Raw genomic sequence first — 16,197 nt, forward strand, 5'->3', positions numbered from 1 at the left:
CATCTTGCGGACCCGCCGGGACGACTGCCACGGGCCGTTCGGACGAAAGTTACGCAGGAGAAATAGTTGATCGCCAAATTGCTACGATGAGTGACGACACCGCCCCGTCGCGTCGATCTCGTGGACATGATGGCTGGTCAGGGCACCACACAGGTGGGGCTCGTCACAGCCACCGGCTCCCCGACCGGAGCCGGGACGCCGGTGCCCGGGTCCACCCGGAGGACCCGGATCATGTCGGCCCGCTCGTCGGCGACGTAGAGGTGCTCCCCGGCCAGGGCGAAGTGCCGCGGCCACTCCCCGCCCGTGTCCACCTCGGCGACCAGCTCCGGCAGCTCGCCGGCGACGGCGAAGACCGCGACGGTGCCCACCCCCCGGTTGGCGACGTAGAGGAAGCGTCCGTCCCGCCCGACCGCGATCTCCGACGGCTGGACGGGCCCGGGCCGGTCGCTGGCCTCGACGCGGCCCCTTTGGTGCAGCGCACCGTCGCCGGTCAGCTCGTAGGCGGTGACCGAACCGTCCAGCTCCCCCGCCACCCAGCAGCGCCGCCCGTCCGGATGCCGGGCCAGGTGCCGGGGACCGACGCCGGCGGCCGTGCGCACCCGGGGCGCCCGGGGCACCAGCCGGCCGGAGGCGGCGTCGAGGTCGTAGCGGTAGATCGAGTCGGTGCCCAGGTCGACCGCGAGCAGCGGGCCCCGGCCCGGGTCGGGGTTCACCATGTGGGCGTGCGCACGCTCCTGGCGCTCCCGGTCCGGCCCGTGCCCCTCGTGCTCCACCAGGTCGCTGCGCTCGCCGGGCACCCCGTCGGGGTCGAGGGGGAACACCGCCACGCTGCCGCCGCCGTAGTTGGCCACCACGAGGTGGCCGCCGTCCGGGACGACCGCCAGGTGGCAGGGCTCCGCGCCCCCGGTGGGTCGGGTGCCGAGCGGGGTGAGGTCACCGCCGGCGCCGACGCGGAAGGCGCTGACCTGCCCGTCGGGCAGCTCGTTCACCGCGTAGAGCACGGGCAGCCGCGGGTGCCGGGCGAGGAAGGAGGGCGAGGGGGTGACCGCGACGGTGCCGAGCGGGGTCAGCTCACCGGAGACGGGGTCCCGCCGCGCCGCGACGATGCCGGCGGCCCGGCCCCCGCTGTGCGCCGTGTAGCCGCCGATGTGGACGATCTCGTCCTGACCTGTCACCGTATCCGCCTTCCGCCGGTTCCTCCGTCGATCCCACCAGCCTTCCCACCCGGCCGCCCGCTTAGCCCCGAAAACCCCGCCCAATCGCGGCGGCCCGCCGTGGGACGCCCGCCGGGACGCCGGCTCAGGCCGCCGGCACAGGCTCGCCGCGCTGCCGGGCCACGTGCTCGACCAGCGCGATCAGCACCTCCTTGCCGGACTGCCGGTCCCGCGCGTCGCAGAGCACCAGCGGCACGTCGGGGTCGAGGTCCAGCGCCTGGCGTACGGACTCCAGGCTGAACCGGCGGGCGTCGTCGAAGCAGTTCACCCCCACCACGAACGGGACGCCCCGCTGCTCGAAGTAGTCGATCGACGGAAAGCAGTCGGCCAGCCGGCGGGTGTCGGCGAGCACCACCGCCCCGAGCGCGCCGAACGCCAGCTCGTCCCAGAGGAACCAGAACCGGTCCTGGCCCGGGGTGCCGAAGAGGTAGACCTGGAGGTCGTCGTTGATCGTGATCCGGCCGAAGTCCATCGCCACCGTGGTGGTCGACTTCGCCTCGACGCCGGAGAGGTCGTCGGTGCCGATGCCGGCACCGGTCAGCACCTCCTCGGTCTGCAGCGGCCGGACCTCGCTGAGCGCGCTCACCAGCGTCGTCTTGCCGGCGCCGAACCCCCCGGCGATCAGGATCTTCAGCGCGAGCGGGATCCGGGAGCCGGATCCGGTTCGGTCATAGCGCACGGAGTCCACTGACCACCGCCTTGAGGATGTCGTCGTCGGGCAGGTACGCGGCGGCCGTCGGCTGGTGCACCGCGACCAGCCCCCGCGCCAGCAGGTCGCCGAGGAGCACGCGGACCACGCCCACCGCGAGGTCGAGGTCGGCCGCGAGCTCCGCGACGGGGACCGGTCGGGCGGCCAGCTCCACCAGGCGCCGGTGCTCGGGGTGCAGCTCCGGGTGGACGGTCGGGTCGGCGGCCGCCTCGGCCAGCACGTACGCGACCAGGTCGAAGCCGACCGCGCCCGACCGGACCCGGCCGCCGGTGAGGGTGTAGGGCCGCACGACCGGGCCGGCGTCGTCGTCCAGCCACTCGTGCTGCGGCCCGGGCGACTCAGCCCGCATCGGCGGCCCCCGCCGTCGTCCGGGCCGGGGCGCTGAGGTTCTCGCCGACCCGCGTGACGAGCATCGCCATCTCGTACGCCACGAGGCCGATGTCCGCGTCCGCCTCGGCGACCACGGCCAGGCAGGCGCCCTGCCCGGCCGCGGTGACGAAGAGGTACGCGGACTCCATCTCCACCACGGTCTGCCGGACCGCCCCGCCGGCCACCTGCCGGCTCGCGCCCCGGGCCAGGCTGGAGAAGCCGGACGCCAGCGCGGACAGGTGCTCGGCGTCGGCACGGTCCATCCCGGCGGAGGAGCCGATCAGCAGCCCGTCCGCCGAGAGCACCACCGCCTGTCGGGCGGCCGGCACCCGTTCCACCAGATCGTCGAGCAACCAGTCGAGATCGGCGCTCTGCCTCGTCGGATGCATCAGGCGTCCCTCTCAGTCGCGGTCATGGGTTCGGTGTCCACCGGCCGCTCGGCCGGCGTCGTGCTCTGGTCTTCGCGCGGCGGGTCCGGCCGCCCGGCGGCGGGGGCGGCAGCTCGCGGTGTCGTCCCGGTGGCCGCCGCGCGGCCACGGGCGGTGCCGGCCTGGAGGGCGGACATGATCCGCCGCGCCTCCTCCGGGCTGCGCGGGGCGGGACTCTCGATCACCGGTTGCCGCAGTGTCGGGCCGTCCAGCGCGGATCGCCCCGTGCCGTCCCCGACGGACGGCTGCTCCCCGCCGGTGTCCGGGTGCCGGGGCCGGACCGCCGGGGGCCGCCGGCGCACCCGACGGGGCAGCCCGTCGATCTGCCCGGCCGCCTCGACCGGGACGGGACCGCCCGGGGCCGCGCCGTCCGGTGCCGGACCGCCCGTGGTCGCGCCGTCCCGGCGGCCCGCGGCCGGGGCCGGCCGCGCGGGGCCCGTGCCGGCGTGCGCGGCGCGGGAGGAGGCCGCGGCCCCGGTGGAGGATGCCGTGGTGGGCCCGGCGGAGCGGGCCGGGCGGGGCAGCGTGCCCAGCCGGCTCGCCCGGGCGAGCCGCCGCTCCTCCGGCGTCGCGGCGGACCGGGGCGCCACCGGCGGGCCGCCGGTCGCGGGCAGGGCGGGCTCGTCGGTGACCAGGTCGGCGGGGATGAGCACCACGGCCGTCAGCCCGCCGCCGTCGGACGGGCGCAGGCGTACCCGGACCCCGTGCCGGGCGGCGAGGCGGGCCACCACGAAGTGTCCGAGGCGGGCGGTCTCGGACGGCTCGAAGTCGGGCGAGCGGGCCAGCCGCCGGTTCGTGTCCTCCAGCGCGGCGGCGGACATGCCCAGGCCCCGGTCGGTGATCTCCACCGCGTAGCCGTTCGCCACGTGCTGCCCGGAGACCTCCACCCGGGTCTTCGGCGGCGAGAACGCGGTGGCGTTCTCGATCAGCTCGGCGAGCAGGTGGATCACGTCGCCGACGGCCCGCCCCAGCACGCCGGCGGGTGCCACGGCGGTGATGTCGACCCGGTCGTACGACTCGACCTCGGAGATCGCGCCCCGGACCAGGTCGACCGTCGCGACCGGGTTGCGCCAGCCCCGCCCGGGGGCCGCGCCGGCCAGGATGACCAGGTCCTCGGCGTGCCGCCGCAGCCGGGTCGCGAGGTGGTCGACGCGGAACAGCTCCGCCAGCTCGTCCGGGTCCTCGGTGTGCCGCTCCATCCGGTCGAGCAGCGCGAGCTGCCGGTGCACCAGCCCCTGGCTGCGCCGGGCGATGTTGAGGAACACCTCGTTGAGCCCCCGGCGCAGGGTGACCTCGTCGACGGCCGACTGCACGGCGGTGCGCTGCACCTCGGTGAACGCCCCCGCCACCTGGCCGATCTCGTCGCCGCCGTACTCCAGCGGGGGCGCCTCCCGGGCGACGTCGACCTGCTCGCCCCGGCGCAGCCGGGCCACCACGTCCGGCAGCCGGCGCTCGGCGGTCTCCAGGGCGGCCGTGCGTACGCCGCTGAGCCGGTGGGCGAGGTTGCGGCCGACCCGCAGCGCCACGAGGACCGAGACCACGACGGCGGCCAGGCCCAGCACTCCGGCGGCGGCGAGCCGGACCAGGATGCGCACGGCCGACGGCACCGACCGCTCGGCGAGCCCGTCGGCCTGCGCCAGCTCGAACTCCCGCAGCGCCTCGTGCACCGCCTGATAGCTCTCCTGCCAGGCCGCCGGGTCCACGGCCGGCCGGGTGGCGGAGCCGGGACCCACCAGCGTGTCCTGCATCGCCCGCAACCGGCCGAAGGCCGGCCCCTCGGTCATCCGCTGGAACGCGGCGCGCTCGGCGTCCGGCAGGTCGGCGATCGCCGTCTCGGCGAGGAACCGCTGGTTGGCGACGGTCTGCACCAGCTGGAGGTGCTCGCCGTCGGCGAACCGGCCGGCGGTGAACGCCCCGGCGAGCAGGGCGTCGGTCTGCCCGAGCAGCTCCCTGGAACGGCCCAGGCCGGTGACGGCGAGCGCCTGCCGGTTGAGGTCCCGGTCGGGCAGGTTGGCCATCGCGGAGAACGCCTGGAAGGCCGAGTTGATCATCCCGCTGTAGAGCCCGACCGCGCCGGCCCGGTCCACCGTCCGCCGGTCGATGAACCCCCGCCCGGCGGGCAGCGCCTCCAGCGCGGTGACCAGCTGGTCGAGCCGGGCGTCGAGGATGTCGTCGGCGGCGTCGCGCAGCTCCTCCCCGGCGACCCGCCGGCGCAGCTCCGCGATCGCCCGGTCGGTCCGCTGCCGCTGCTCGGCGAGCCCGGGAGCGGCGTCCTCGCTTGCCAGGTGGACCACCGAGAGCCGGCGCTCCCGTTGCAGCTCGGCCACCACCGTCTCGCCGGGACGGCCGAGGTCGTAGAGGAGCGTCCGGGCGGCGAGCAGATCGAGGGCGGGCCCGAAGGTGAGCGTGGTGGCGAAGATCCAGAGCGCCAGCAGCGCGGTCACCGGCACGACGACCAATGCGGTCAGCTTCGAGCGGATCGGCCAGTCGCGGGTGTTCAATCAGACCTCGCCCGGAAGGTGTGGCTGCGGGGGCGCCGGCGCCGGCCGGGCAGCGTCGCGGTCGGACTGTTCCGGCCCGCGGTGCCGGGCAGGTCCGGCTGACGCCTTGGGCAGGATACGTAATCCTCGCCCGATGCACTACCGTCCGTCGCGCCCGGCCCACCGGACGAACGTCCATCGTCGACGAACGCCCCGCCGGCGGGCCGGCGGGGCGTTCGTGGGCGGTGCGGATCAGGCGTCGACGGAGATGCCGAGGCCCTCGGCGACCCGGCGGCCGTAGTCGGAGTCGCACTGGCTGAAGTGCCAGACCATCTTCTCCTGGATGTGCTTGTCGCACTGGGCCAGCAGGGTGGTCAGGTTGAGGATCAGGTCGTCGCGCTCCCAGTCGGCCATCTCGCGGTAGCGCCGGCCGGCCTGGGAGTAGTTGTTCTGCCGCTCGATCGGGGCCTTCATGACCTGGCCCGAGACGAACGGGCGGTACTCCCGGTAGGACTCGTCGGCCTCCCGGAGACCGGCCACCGAGGACGGCTCGAAGTTGATGTGCGGGTTGGCACCGCGGTTGTCCACCCCGTACGACATCTGGCCGCCGGTCTGGTTGGTGCTGACCCGCACGTCCTCGCGCGGCCGGTTGACCGGCAGCTGGAGGTAGTTCGGGCCGACCCGGTAACGCTGGGTGTCCGAGTAGGAGAACGTCCGGCCGACCAGCATCTTGTCGTCGGAGAAGTCGATGCCGTCGACCAGCACGCCGGTGCCGAAGGCGATCTGCTCGTTCTCGTTGTGGTGGTCGGTGATGTTGCGGTTGAGCGTCATCATGCCGACCGGCAGGTAGGGGAAGTCCTCCTCCGGCCAGATCTTGGTGTCGTCGAGCGGGTCGAAGTCCAGCTCCGGGTGCTCGTCGTCGCTCATGATCTGGACGTTGAGCTCCCACTTCGGGTGGTCGCCGCGCTCGATCGCCTCGTAGAGGTCCTTCGAGGCGTGGCCCAGGTCGGTGGCCTGGATGGCGTCCGCCTCGGCCTGGGTGAGGTTGTGCTCCCCCTGCTGGGACATCCAGTGGAACTTGACCAGCACGCCCTCGCCCTCAGCGTTGACGAGGCGGTAGGTGTTCACCCCGGAGCCGCGCATCGTCCGGTAGTTCTTCGGGATGCCGTACGGGGAGAAGAGCCAGGTCAGCATGTGCATCGACTCGGGCGTGTTCGACATGAAGTCGAAGATGCGGTTCGGCTCCTGACGGAAGGTGACCGGGTCCGGCTTCAGCGAGTGGATCACGTCCGGGAACTTGATCGCGTCGCGGATGAAGAAGACCTGGAGGTTGTTGCCCACCATGTCCCAGTTGCCGTCCTCGGTGCGGAACTTCACGGCGAAGCCGCGCGGGTCGCGCGCCGCCTCGGAGGAGTCCCGGCCGCCGATGACGGTGGAGAAGCGGATCGTGACCGGGGTCTTCTTGCCCCTGGTCTGGAACAGCTTGGCCCTCGTGTAGGTTGACGCCGGCACGGCCTGATCACCGGTTCCGATCGTCCCGTACGCCTCGAACTCGCCGTGCGCGACGAAGCCGCGGGCGTGCACCACCCGCTCCGGGATGCGCTCCCGGTCGAAGTGGCTGATCTTCTCCAGGAAGTGGTAGTTCTCCAGCGTCGCCGGGCCGCGCGAACCGACCGTCCGCTGCTGCTGGTTGTTGTGCACGGGGTGACCCTGGCGGGTCGTGAGGATCGGCCTGTTGGCCTGCGGGTCGCTCATGGCTCTCCTCCTGATCGGTGTGGCGGCTGGCGTCAGTCGTGCTGGGGCCGGCACCCGGGGCACCGGCCCCAGTAGGTGACCTCGGCGAACTCCACCGCGAAGGCGGCGGCCCCGGGGTCGAGGCAGGGCCCGGGGGCCCTGCCGCGCCGGGTGTCGACGATCGCGCCGCAGTCCCGGCAGACCAGGTGGTCGTGGTCGTCCCCGCCCAGCTCGTACCGGGCCGGTCCGCCGGCCGGGGCGAACCGGCGCAGCAGGCCCGCGCCGGTGAGCGCGTGCAGGACGTCGTAGACCGCCTGGCCCGAGATCCGCCCGAGGCGGGCCCGGGCGAGTCGGGTGATCGTGTCGGCGTCCAGGTGCGGCCGGTCGCGCACCGTGGCGAGCACCGCGAGCCGGGGCCGCGTGACGCGCAGCCCCGCCGCCCGCAGGCGTTCGACGTCGGATCCGACCGGCATCACCCCACCCAAGCGCGTTTTCTGGAATGAGTCAAGTTTTGGCGGCCGATCACGCTGTGTGACTCGTCATGCTGTGGCGGGGAATCAGCAGGGGTCGGATCCGTCGGGTCGCGGGGTCGGGTTCGTCAGGAAAGTGCGCCGGAACGGGATTGGCGATCAGTGAGCGGAGGGAATACCACCTGATGAAGGAGGAGCCATGTCGCCCACGCAGATAGTCGTCATCGTTCTCGTCGTGCTGGTGATCGCGGCCGTAGCCGTGGCCGCCCGGTCGTACGCCCGCCGCCGCGCGCTGCGGTCGCGGTTCGGTCCCGAGTACGACCGTGCCGTCGCCGAGCAGGACAACCGGAGCGCCGCCGAACGGGAACTGCGGGAGCGGGAGCGCCGCCACGCGGAGCTCACGCTGACCCCTCTCGCCCCCGAGTCCCGGGCCCGGTACTCCGCCGCGTGGGAGGAGCTCCAGGTCCGCTTCGTCGACTTCCCCGCCGAGACCGTGGGTGAGGCGGACGAACTGGTCACCCGGCTCATCGCGGAACGTGGCTACCCCACCGGTGAGTTCTCCGACCAGATCGCCCACCTCTCCGTCGAGCACGCCCGCACGCTGGGCCACTACCGCGACGCCCACGAGATCCACCTGCGCAACTCCCGGGGCGAGGCGAGCACCGAGGAACTCCGCCAGGCCGTCGTCCACTACCGCGCCCTCTTCGCAGACCTGCTCGGCGAGGAGCCGGTCGGCGCCCGACCGTCCGCGCAGCACGACCCGGACAGCCAGCACGACGTCACGAGCCGCTAGGAGGATGACCATGCGCCAGGAAGAGCAGCGGGTGGGCAACGAGCACCCCGAGGCCGTCCGCTCCGAGCCGGTGCCGGTGCCGCCTCCGGGCGACCGGGCCGGCCGGGCCGACGTACCCGAGGACGTCCTCGACGACCGGGGCACCTTCGACGATCCGGCGGTCGCCGACCGCGACCGGACCGACCGCGACGACGAGCCGTCGCGCGGCCGGGACTCCGGCAGGGGCCGGCCGGACGACCGGGACGCGGACCGCGACCGGGCCGGGTTCCACGAGCCGGGGCCGGTGCCGACCGCCTTCGGGGCCACCAGCGTCGGCGGCGCGGTCGCCGCGTCCGCCCTGGCCAGTCCCCTTCCCGAGGACGAGCCCGACCCGCGTACGGAGTCGACCGCGCGGCCGGGCGACGGCGCCGTGGACGGCCCCCGGGAGGGCCGCCGGGCGGACCCGACCGCTGAGTTCCACCGTTCGGTCGGGCTCGGCGACGACCGCTCCGACGACCGGCAGGCCCGCCGCGACGGCGCCGCGGTGCTGCCGCCGGACGCCGCCGACGGCCGTCCCGAGCGCCGGGCCGACGTGACCGGGTGGGCCGGCGACCCGGAGGGCGGCGCGGCCGGTGCGGCCGGATACGGCAGCGCCACGCCCGCCATGGTCGACCCGGACGCCGAGCACGCGCCGGCCGGACGCGCGGCCACCGGGGAACTGGGGTCCGCCGGGACCGACCGGCCGGCGGGCGCGACGGTGGCCGCCGAACCGGCCAGCCTCTTCGACCCGACGACGGCGCAGGGCTTCCGGGACCGCTGGCGCAACGTCCAGCTGCGGTTCGTGGACGATCCCCGCGCGGCGGCCGGTGAGGCCCAGTCGCTGGTCGACGAGGCCATCCAGGCGCTCTCCTCGGCGCTGTCCGCGCAGAAGAACAAGCTGGGCGGCTGGCAGGACGCCGGCTCCGCCGACACCGAACAGCTCCGGATGGCCGTCCGCCACTACCGCGACTTCCTGGACCGGGTGCTCGGACGCTGACCCGGTTCCCCGCAGGCGCCCCCGGCCGATCGGCCGGGGGCGTCTCGGCGTCCGGGTTCCACTCGCGGGGACGGCGCCCTGACGGGACGCCTCCGGGCAGGGGCGTCCTTTTCGTGCCCTCCCGGGTCGGCAACGGGGTGCGGGCGGGTTTTCGCCGCCGCAGGCGTGAAACTGCGCGTTCGGGGTAATTGGGCGCGCGCGCACTCATCCGGCACGCGCGGTCGACGAAGGGTTACCGGGATGGACGGCGATGGCCTGCGGCTGAACATGAACGTCCTGGACTACGGCATCCTGGCGCTCTACTTCGTCACGGTGCTCGGTGTCGGCTTCGCCGCCCGGCGGGCCATCAAGACCAGCGTCGACTTCTTCCTCTCCGGCCGCTCCCTGCCCGCCTGGGTGACCGGCCTGGCCTTCGTCTCGGCCAACCTCGGAGCGTTGGAGATCATCGGCATGGCCGCCAACGGCGCCCAGTACGGCGCGATGACGCTGCACTACTACTGGATCGGCGCCGTGCCGGCGATGGTCTTCCTCGGCATCGTGATGATGCCGTTCTACTACGGCTCCAGGGTCCGCAGCGTGCCCGAGTACCTGCGGCTGCGCTTCAACCGCCCCACCCACCTGCTGAACGCGCTCAGCTTCGCGGTCGCCCAGGTGCTCATCGCCGGGGTGAACCTCTACGCCCTGGCGCTGATCATGCAGGCGCTGCTCGGCTGGCCGCTCTGGGTCGCCATCGTGATCGGCGCGCTGATCGTGCTGGCGTACATCACCGTGGGCGGGCTCTCCGGGGCGATCTACAACGAGGTGCTCCAGTTCTTCGTGATCATCGCGGGCCTGCTGCCGATCACGATCCTGGGACTGGTCAAGGTGGGCGGCGTCTCCGGCCTGATGGACGCGGTGCGCGAGTCCAAGCTGGGCGAGGCGGGGTTGCACACCTGGCAGGACACCGGCGGCACCGACAACCCGCTCGGCGCGCACTGGATCGGCATCGTCTTCGGCCTCGGCTTCGTGCTCTCCTTCGGCTACTGGACGACCAACTTCGCCGAGGTGCAGCGCGCGCTGTCGGCCAAGAACATGAGCGCCGCCCGGCGTACGCCGATCATCGCCGCGTACCCGAAGCTGCTCATCCCGGTGGTCACGGTGATCCCCGGCCTGGTCGCCCTCGTGACGGTGCAGGGGCTCGGCGCGGAGAGCGGCGACCTGGTCTACAACAACGCGATCCCGCTGCTGATGCGCGACCTGCTCCCCAACGGCGTGCTGGGGATCGCGGTGACCGGCCTGGTCGCCTCGTTCATGGCCGGCATGGCGGCGAACGTGAGCGGCTTCAACACCGTGTTCACCTACGACATCTGGCAGCAGTACGTGCGCCGGGACCGCCCGGACGACTACTACATCCGCATCGGCCGGTGGGCGACGGTCGGCGGCGTGCTGGTCGGCATCGGCACGGCGTTCATCGCCGCCGGGTTCAGCAACATCATGAACTACATCCAGGCACTGTTCTCGCTGTTCAACGCGCCGCTGTTCGCCACCTTCATCATCGGCATGTTCTGGCGGCGGATGAGCGCGGCGGCCGGCTTCCTCTCCCTGCTGATGGGCACCCTGGCGGCGCTGGCGACCTACCTGCTCTACAAGGCCGGGGTGGTGCACTTCAACTCCGACCTGGAGGAGAGCTTCTGGGGCGCCGGCATCGCCTTCGCCACGGCGGCCGTCGTCGCCGCCGTGGTGACCCCGTTCACCGCGAAGAAACAGGACGAGGACCTGCGCGGGCTGGTCTACGGCATGGGCGCCGTCGACATGAAGGGCGACCTGCTGACCGGGGACGCCGTCTGGTGGCGCTCCCCGGTGCTCCTCGGCCTGATCGCGGTGGCGCTGTCCCTCCTCCTCTACGTGCCGTTCTTCTAGGAAGGGGTGCTCGGCCATGAGCATGGAAAACCTCAACCCGCACGGGCACGACCGGTCGGTCGAGGCCACCGAGGAGGCCCGCCGCCGCTCGGCCGCCGCCCGGCTGTTCGACATCCGCCGGGTGATCGGTGGCCTCTTCACCGCGTACGGGGCGATCGTCACCCTGATCGGCGTCTTCGACGGCGATTCCGCCGTCCAGAAGGCGCAGGGGGTCCGGATCAACCTCTGGGCGGGCCTCGGCATGCTCGCCTTCGGCGTGCTGATGCTGCTCTGGCAGTGGCGCAATCCGGTCGAACCGCCGGAGACCTCCGACGAGGAGCGCTGAGCCGCCCCGCCGACCCCCGGCATGGGCACCGCCACGCCGGGTACGCGAGCAGGATCAGGAGACCACCTGGCGACAGGAGGGCAGCGACATGACGGACCGTGACCGTGACCGACCGCTGGAGGAGAGCCCGGAGGTGGCCGCGGCGGTCGAGGACGACACCGGCATCCCGCAGCTGATGACCGGCGGCGGCGCCGACCGCGACACTCCGTCGTTCACCGGGCCCGGGGACGAGGCGGGTGGCGACGAGCTGATCGGCGACCCGTACGCCGCCGGCACCGGCGCGACCGGCACCGGCACGGGCGCGGCCCCGGACAACATCCGTACCGGGGCGGAGCAGCCCTGGGAGCCGGAGGACCTGGTCGCGGCCCGGGGGCAGGACCTGACGCCGGAGAACGTCGAGCGGGCCCGCCGGGACCTGGCCGAGCTGGGCCGCGCGGCGATCGAGAAGACGGTGCCCTGACCGGCGTACGCGAGGGGCCCCCGGCCCGACCGTCGGACGGTCGGACCGGGGGCCCGGGGAACCTGCCGCTGGAGCGCCTCACCTACTGCCAGCGGCGGGTGGGCACCGCTCTCAGAGCGCCGGGTACGCGTTCTGCATGAGCTGCGCGAACTGCGCCGGGAACCAGGCGCCCGAGATCGGGGCGTCCGGCAGGGCGCCGCTCATGCTGTTGCCGTTGCGGGCGTTGCCGGTGTAGGTCGGGTCGCACATCCGGTCGAAGCCCTTGCCCTCGTTGTTCGGGATCTCCTTGCTGGAGCCGTCCGACTCGCCCGGGGGCTTCACCCAGACGTACGCGTCGATGCCCGGCTCCGGCGCGGCCTTCGGGCGCTCGCCCAGGCCGGCCCCGGCCTGGTTGCACCAGTTACCGGCGTGGATCCGCCGGTCCACCCGGCCGCCGTTGACGTACGTGTCCACGCTGGTCGTCGCGCCCGGGCCGGTGGGCCGGGCGGAGCCGCCCCAGCCGTTGCGGGACGTGTCGATCAGCATGCCGATCTTCGAGTCGAAGCCCTTGGCGACGAGCTCGTTGCGGAACGCCTGGGCGAACGAGAGCTCGTCCACGTAGAAGTTCCAGTCGATCCACTTCGACTGCCGCACGCTGGTCCCGTTCACGTTGTCCGTGATCTTGACGTAGGGCTCGCGCAGCGCCGAGTAGTTGGCGGTGTTGACGATGAAGCCGTGGACGTTGTTCACGTTGCTGCCGGAGGCCACGGAGGCGTCCTTCAGGATCTGTGCGGTCGGGCTGAAGTTGCTGTCCCAGCCGATCCAGCCGTGGTGGGCGGCGTCGATGTAGTTGTAGACGTTGCCGATCGCGCCCAGCTTCGACAGGGCGTACCCGACACCGTTGACGTAGGCGCCGTTGGCCTTCACCGTGTCGCACATCGCGGTGCCGCCGGGGTTGCCGGAGGTGTTGGTCACCAGGTTCGGCAGCGAGTCGATCTCGATGATGTTCACGATCCGCAGGCCGGCGTACTTCGGGTCGGCCTGGATCGCGGCGATCGGGTCGATGTACTCGGCCTTGTACCGGGGCAGCTCGTCCGCGCGCAGCTCACCGTTGGAGGCCAGCGCGGCACAGTCCCGGCCGGGCAGGTTGTAGATGACGAACTGGATGTAGTCCGCGCCCTGCTCGAGGGCCTTGTTCAGGTGGTCGCGGACGCCCATCGCGCCGTTGGAGCTGCTGTCCGGGGTGCCGTTGATGGCGGCGATCCGGTCGATCCACACGGCGGTCGGGTTGTTCGACACCCGGTTGCCGCCCGCGACCGACTCGGCCTTGGCCTTCCACTCCGGGTTCACGTACCCCTGGGCGTTCAGGTAGGGGTTGTCCACCTTCTGCCCGGGCGGCGGGGTGGTGGGCGGCGGGGTGGTCGGCGGCGGCGTCGTGGGGGGCGGCGTCGTCGGCGGCGGGGTACTGGGCGGCGGGGTGGTGGGGTTGGTGCCGCCCCCGTTGCAGGTCACGCCGTTGAGCGTGAACGAGGTGGGCTTGGGGTTGCTGCCGCTCCAGGCCCCGTTGAAGCCGAGGCTCACCGTGGCGCCGCTGGCCACCGCGCCGTTGTAGGACTCGTTCTGCGCGGTGACGTTCTGGCCGCTCTGCGACCAGCGGGCCGACCAGCCCTGCTGCACCCGCTGGTTGCCGTCGGGGAAGGTGAAGCCCAGCGTCCAGCCGTTGAGGGCGTCGCCGATGTTCTTGATGTTGACGGTGGCGGTGAACCCGCCCTGCCAGTCGCTGGTCGTGTACGACACGTCGCACTGGGTGGCGGCGTGCGCCACGGTGACCGGCAGGGTCACCAGTCCGCCCGCGACCAGAGCGCCCGCGCCACCGAGCGCGAGGGCCCGGCGGGGGCCGGACAGCCTTCTCCACACATTCATGCCACTGATCTCCTTGGGCGAGACCGGATCCGCGAACGGCCCGGCGTTACGGCCCGATGGGCGTCCTGCGCGGACGTCCGCCGGTACCACGGGTTCTTCGGGGGTGTGCCCGACCCGGTCGGGCGTTTGGTGGTGGTCCGACCGGCGACGATTGGGCCGGTCGGGAGGCGGGACGTCGTCCGGCGGACCGGTGCCCTCGACTCCTGCCTTTCGCGGTGTGGCTCCCCGAACCGCGTGCAGCGATTCTTGCATGGGAGCGCTTCCATGGCAATGCCTCGATGTGACAGGAGGGCCCGAAGGGGACGCCGGTGCCGGCGGGGCGGAGGCGACGGGACGGGACGGCCGGGCGGGCACGGGCCGCGCGACCGGCCCTCCGGGCGCCACAAGGGCGGGAACCACCCGAGCGAGCCCGACATGCCGCCAAAGCGGCGTAGCGCCCCTAGCGCGCTTAGCCTGCCGAAATACCAAAACACGAATCTTTCCCTTCATAGCTCGTGAAACGGTCTAACGTCGTCCGTAGCTCGGTTGTCGCCGGGCTCAGGACAACAGGGATGGAGTGACGCAGGTCATGGCAAACAAGATGCTCGGGAAGGTCGTTGCTGGCGCGGCCCTCGGTGGCGCCTCCTTGCTCATGTTCACGCCGGGGATCGCGTTCGCGGACGGCCACCACGACGACGAGGGCAAGGTCTACGCCAAGCCCCACGTCGTCAAGGCGGGCGACACGGTCAAGCTGCTCGAGGTCTGCCCGGACCGGCAGGAGCACGCCTTCGTGTGGTCGAAGGTCACCGGCAAGGTCGCGCTCAAGCCGGCCGAGGGCCGTACCGACTGGCGTGGCGGGGAGGAGGACTCCCGCGACCACGACAAGGGCCGGGACCACGAGGACAAGGGCCGCGACCACGACAAGGGCAAGGACCACGAGGACAAGGGCCGCGACCACGGCAAGGACGACAACGGCAAGGACCAGAGCCCCAAGCCGCAGCCGTCGGCCAGCGACACCAGCAAGCCGCAGCCGCCGGCCAACGGTGGCCAGCCGACCGCCGACGGCCAGGGTGGCGGCGCCGCCGACGCCGAAGCCGGCGCCGAGGGCGACCGCGACTGGAAGGGCTACGAGCACGGCCAGGACGCCGAGGGCAACCGCGGCGACAAGGGCGACCGTGAGGGCCGTGAGGGCCGTGAGGGCCACGACGACAAGTACGGCTCGGGCAGCAACGGCTCCGACGAGTACGACCGCGCGGACCGCAAGGACCACGCCGGGTACGGCTCGGACAGCAACGGCTCGGACGAGTACGACCGGAAGGGCCACGACAACGGCTGGTCGGACGAGGAGTCCGAGGGCAACGGCAACGGCAAGGACAAGGACAAGGACCGCTGGGAGCACAAGCGGGACTTCGTCTACTACGGCGAGGCCAAGGTCTCCGAGGACGCCCAGCCGGGCCGCTACGAGCTCAAGGGCTCGTGCGGCGAGGGCGAGCTGGTCGTGCTGCCGCGCGGTGGGGTCGACGGTGGTGACGGTGGCGTCGGCGCCGGCACCGACCGGGGCCTGGCCGCCGGTGGGGCGAGCCTGATCGGCGCGGCCGCCCTGGGCGGCCTCGTGCTGATGCGCCGGCGTCGGACCGATGAGTCCTTCGTCTGACATGACGGCGACACCGGCCGGCGGCCGTCACGGGAGACCGTGGCGCGCCGCCGGCGCGGCCGTCGTCGTCGTGGTCGCCATGGTCGGCGCCGGCCTGATCGGCGCCTCGGCCAAGACCGGATCCGCTCCCCGCCCCCCGCAGCCCCTGGCCGCGTCCGCCAGCACCGGGCCGGCGGTCGCCGACGCGCCGGACCCGGACGTCGCCGCCGGCACGGGCCTCGCCCGCTCCGCCCCCACCACGATCGCCATCCCCCGGATCGGGGTCGACGCCGCGATCATGCCGCTCGGCACCAACCCGGACGGCACCGTCCAGGTGCCCCCGCTGGAGCGGGCGCAGCTGGCCGGCTGGTACGAGCCGGGGCCGAGCCCGGGTGAGATCGGCAACGCGGTCATCGTCGGGCACGTCGACTCGGCGGCGATCGGGCCGGCGGTCTTCTTCTCCCTCGGTGCGCTGCAACCGGGCGACACCATCACCGTCACCCGGGAGGACGGGCAGCAGGCCACCTTCACGGTCGAGTCGGTCAAGGCGTACCCGAAGACGGAGTTCCCGACCGAGCAGGTCTACGGTCCCAGCGACCGGCCCGGCCTGCGCGTGGTCACCTGCGGCGGGACCTTCGACCAGGCCGCCGGCAGCTACCCCGACAACGTGGTCGTCTTCGCCTCCATGCCGGCCTGAGCCGGCAACCGCGCGGCACCCTCCCAACCCGCAAGACACGACGCGGTCCGGCCGGTCGGAACACCGACCGGCCGGACCGCGTGCCGTGCG

At 73.0% G+C, this 16,197-nt stretch carries 15 protein-coding genes; 7 read left to right on the forward strand and 8 right to left on the reverse strand.

What is annotated here, in order from left to right; translation table 11 throughout:
* Positions 1-137: 137 nt before the first annotated feature.
* The 7 genes from ACLQ22_RS23705 to ACLQ22_RS23735 form a co-directional block, all read right to left on the reverse strand.
* A complete protein-coding gene (locus tag ACLQ22_RS23705; RefSeq protein ID WP_425694243.1) occupies positions 138-1,175 on the reverse strand; it encodes a lactonase family protein in 1,038 nt (345 codons plus the stop codon).
* A 124-nt stretch (positions 1,176-1,299) separates the two neighbouring features.
* Positions 1,300-1,902 (reverse strand): GTP-binding protein, encoded by a 603-nt coding sequence (locus ACLQ22_RS23710; RefSeq protein ID WP_425694244.1) that lies wholly within the window; start codon positions 1,900-1,902, stop codon positions 1,300-1,302.
* The gene (locus tag ACLQ22_RS23715; protein WP_366644250.1) at positions 1,883-2,272 is read right to left on the reverse strand and encodes a DUF742 domain-containing protein; all 390 of its coding nucleotides are present in this window, start codon (positions 2,270-2,272) and stop codon (positions 1,883-1,885) included. Before ACLQ22_RS23715 ends, ACLQ22_RS23710 begins: the two co-directional genes overlap by 20 nt.
* A complete protein-coding gene (locus ACLQ22_RS23720) occupies positions 2,262-2,681 on the reverse strand; it encodes a roadblock/LC7 domain-containing protein (protein WP_425694245.1) in 420 nt (139 codons plus the stop codon). The genes ACLQ22_RS23715 and ACLQ22_RS23720 overlap by 11 nt, the downstream gene beginning before the upstream one ends.
* The gene (locus tag ACLQ22_RS23725) at positions 2,681-5,221 is read right to left on the reverse strand and encodes a nitrate- and nitrite sensing domain-containing protein (RefSeq protein ID WP_425694246.1); all 2,541 of its coding nucleotides are present in this window, start codon (positions 5,219-5,221) and stop codon (positions 2,681-2,683) included. Before ACLQ22_RS23725 ends, ACLQ22_RS23720 begins: the two co-directional genes overlap by 1 nt.
* Positions 5,222-5,452: 231 nt before the next feature.
* Positions 5,453-6,955, reverse strand: a complete 1,503-nt coding sequence (locus ACLQ22_RS23730) for a catalase (RefSeq protein WP_425694247.1) — start codon at positions 6,953-6,955, stop codon at positions 5,453-5,455.
* Positions 6,956-6,987: 32 nt separating this feature from the next.
* Positions 6,988-7,407 (reverse strand): Fur family transcriptional regulator, encoded by a 420-nt coding sequence (locus tag ACLQ22_RS23735; protein ID WP_425694248.1) that lies wholly within the window; start codon positions 7,405-7,407, stop codon positions 6,988-6,990.
* A 196-nt stretch (positions 7,408-7,603) separates the two neighbouring features.
* Between ACLQ22_RS23735 and ACLQ22_RS23740 the strand changes: the two genes are divergently transcribed.
* From ACLQ22_RS23740 to ACLQ22_RS23760, 5 genes are all read left to right on the forward strand, one after another.
* Complete coding sequence (locus ACLQ22_RS23740) at positions 7,604-8,197, forward strand: hypothetical protein (protein WP_425694249.1); 594 nt, start codon at positions 7,604-7,606, stop codon at positions 8,195-8,197.
* A 10-nt stretch (positions 8,198-8,207) separates the two neighbouring features.
* On the forward strand, positions 8,208-9,212 hold the full coding sequence (locus ACLQ22_RS23745) for a hypothetical protein (RefSeq protein ID WP_425694250.1): 1,005 nt from the start codon (positions 8,208-8,210) through the stop codon (positions 9,210-9,212).
* A gap of 240 nt (positions 9,213-9,452) precedes the next feature.
* A complete protein-coding gene (locus tag ACLQ22_RS23750) occupies positions 9,453-11,111 on the forward strand; it encodes a sodium:solute symporter family protein (protein ID WP_425694251.1) in 1,659 nt (552 codons plus the stop codon).
* Positions 11,112-11,127: 16 nt separating this feature from the next.
* A complete protein-coding gene (locus ACLQ22_RS23755; protein ID WP_357578793.1) occupies positions 11,128-11,436 on the forward strand; it encodes a hypothetical protein in 309 nt (102 codons plus the stop codon).
* A gap of 88 nt (positions 11,437-11,524) precedes the next feature.
* Positions 11,525-11,896 (forward strand): hypothetical protein, encoded by a 372-nt coding sequence (locus ACLQ22_RS23760; RefSeq protein WP_425694252.1) that lies wholly within the window; start codon positions 11,525-11,527, stop codon positions 11,894-11,896.
* Between the two features lie 111 nt (positions 11,897-12,007).
* On the opposite strand, the gene ACLQ22_RS23765 is transcribed toward ACLQ22_RS23760, so the two are convergent.
* The gene (locus ACLQ22_RS23765; RefSeq protein ID WP_425694253.1) at positions 12,008-13,798 is read right to left on the reverse strand and encodes a glycoside hydrolase family 6 protein; all 1,791 of its coding nucleotides are present in this window, start codon (positions 13,796-13,798) and stop codon (positions 12,008-12,010) included.
* Between the two features lie 568 nt (positions 13,799-14,366).
* On the opposite strand from ACLQ22_RS23765, the gene ACLQ22_RS23770 reads away from it, so the two are divergent.
* Positions 14,367-15,431 (forward strand): hypothetical protein, encoded by a 1,065-nt coding sequence (locus ACLQ22_RS23770; protein WP_425694254.1) that lies wholly within the window; start codon positions 14,367-14,369, stop codon positions 15,429-15,431.
* Position 15,432: 1 nt separating this feature from the next.
* Positions 15,433-16,107 (forward strand): class F sortase, encoded by a 675-nt coding sequence (locus ACLQ22_RS23775; protein WP_425694255.1) that lies wholly within the window; start codon positions 15,433-15,435, stop codon positions 16,105-16,107.
* Positions 16,108-16,197: the final 90 nt, after the last annotated feature.

The organism is Micromonospora sp. DT178 (assembly GCF_049841695.1).
Classification (GTDB): domain Bacteria; phylum Actinomycetota; class Actinomycetes; order Mycobacteriales; family Micromonosporaceae; genus Micromonospora.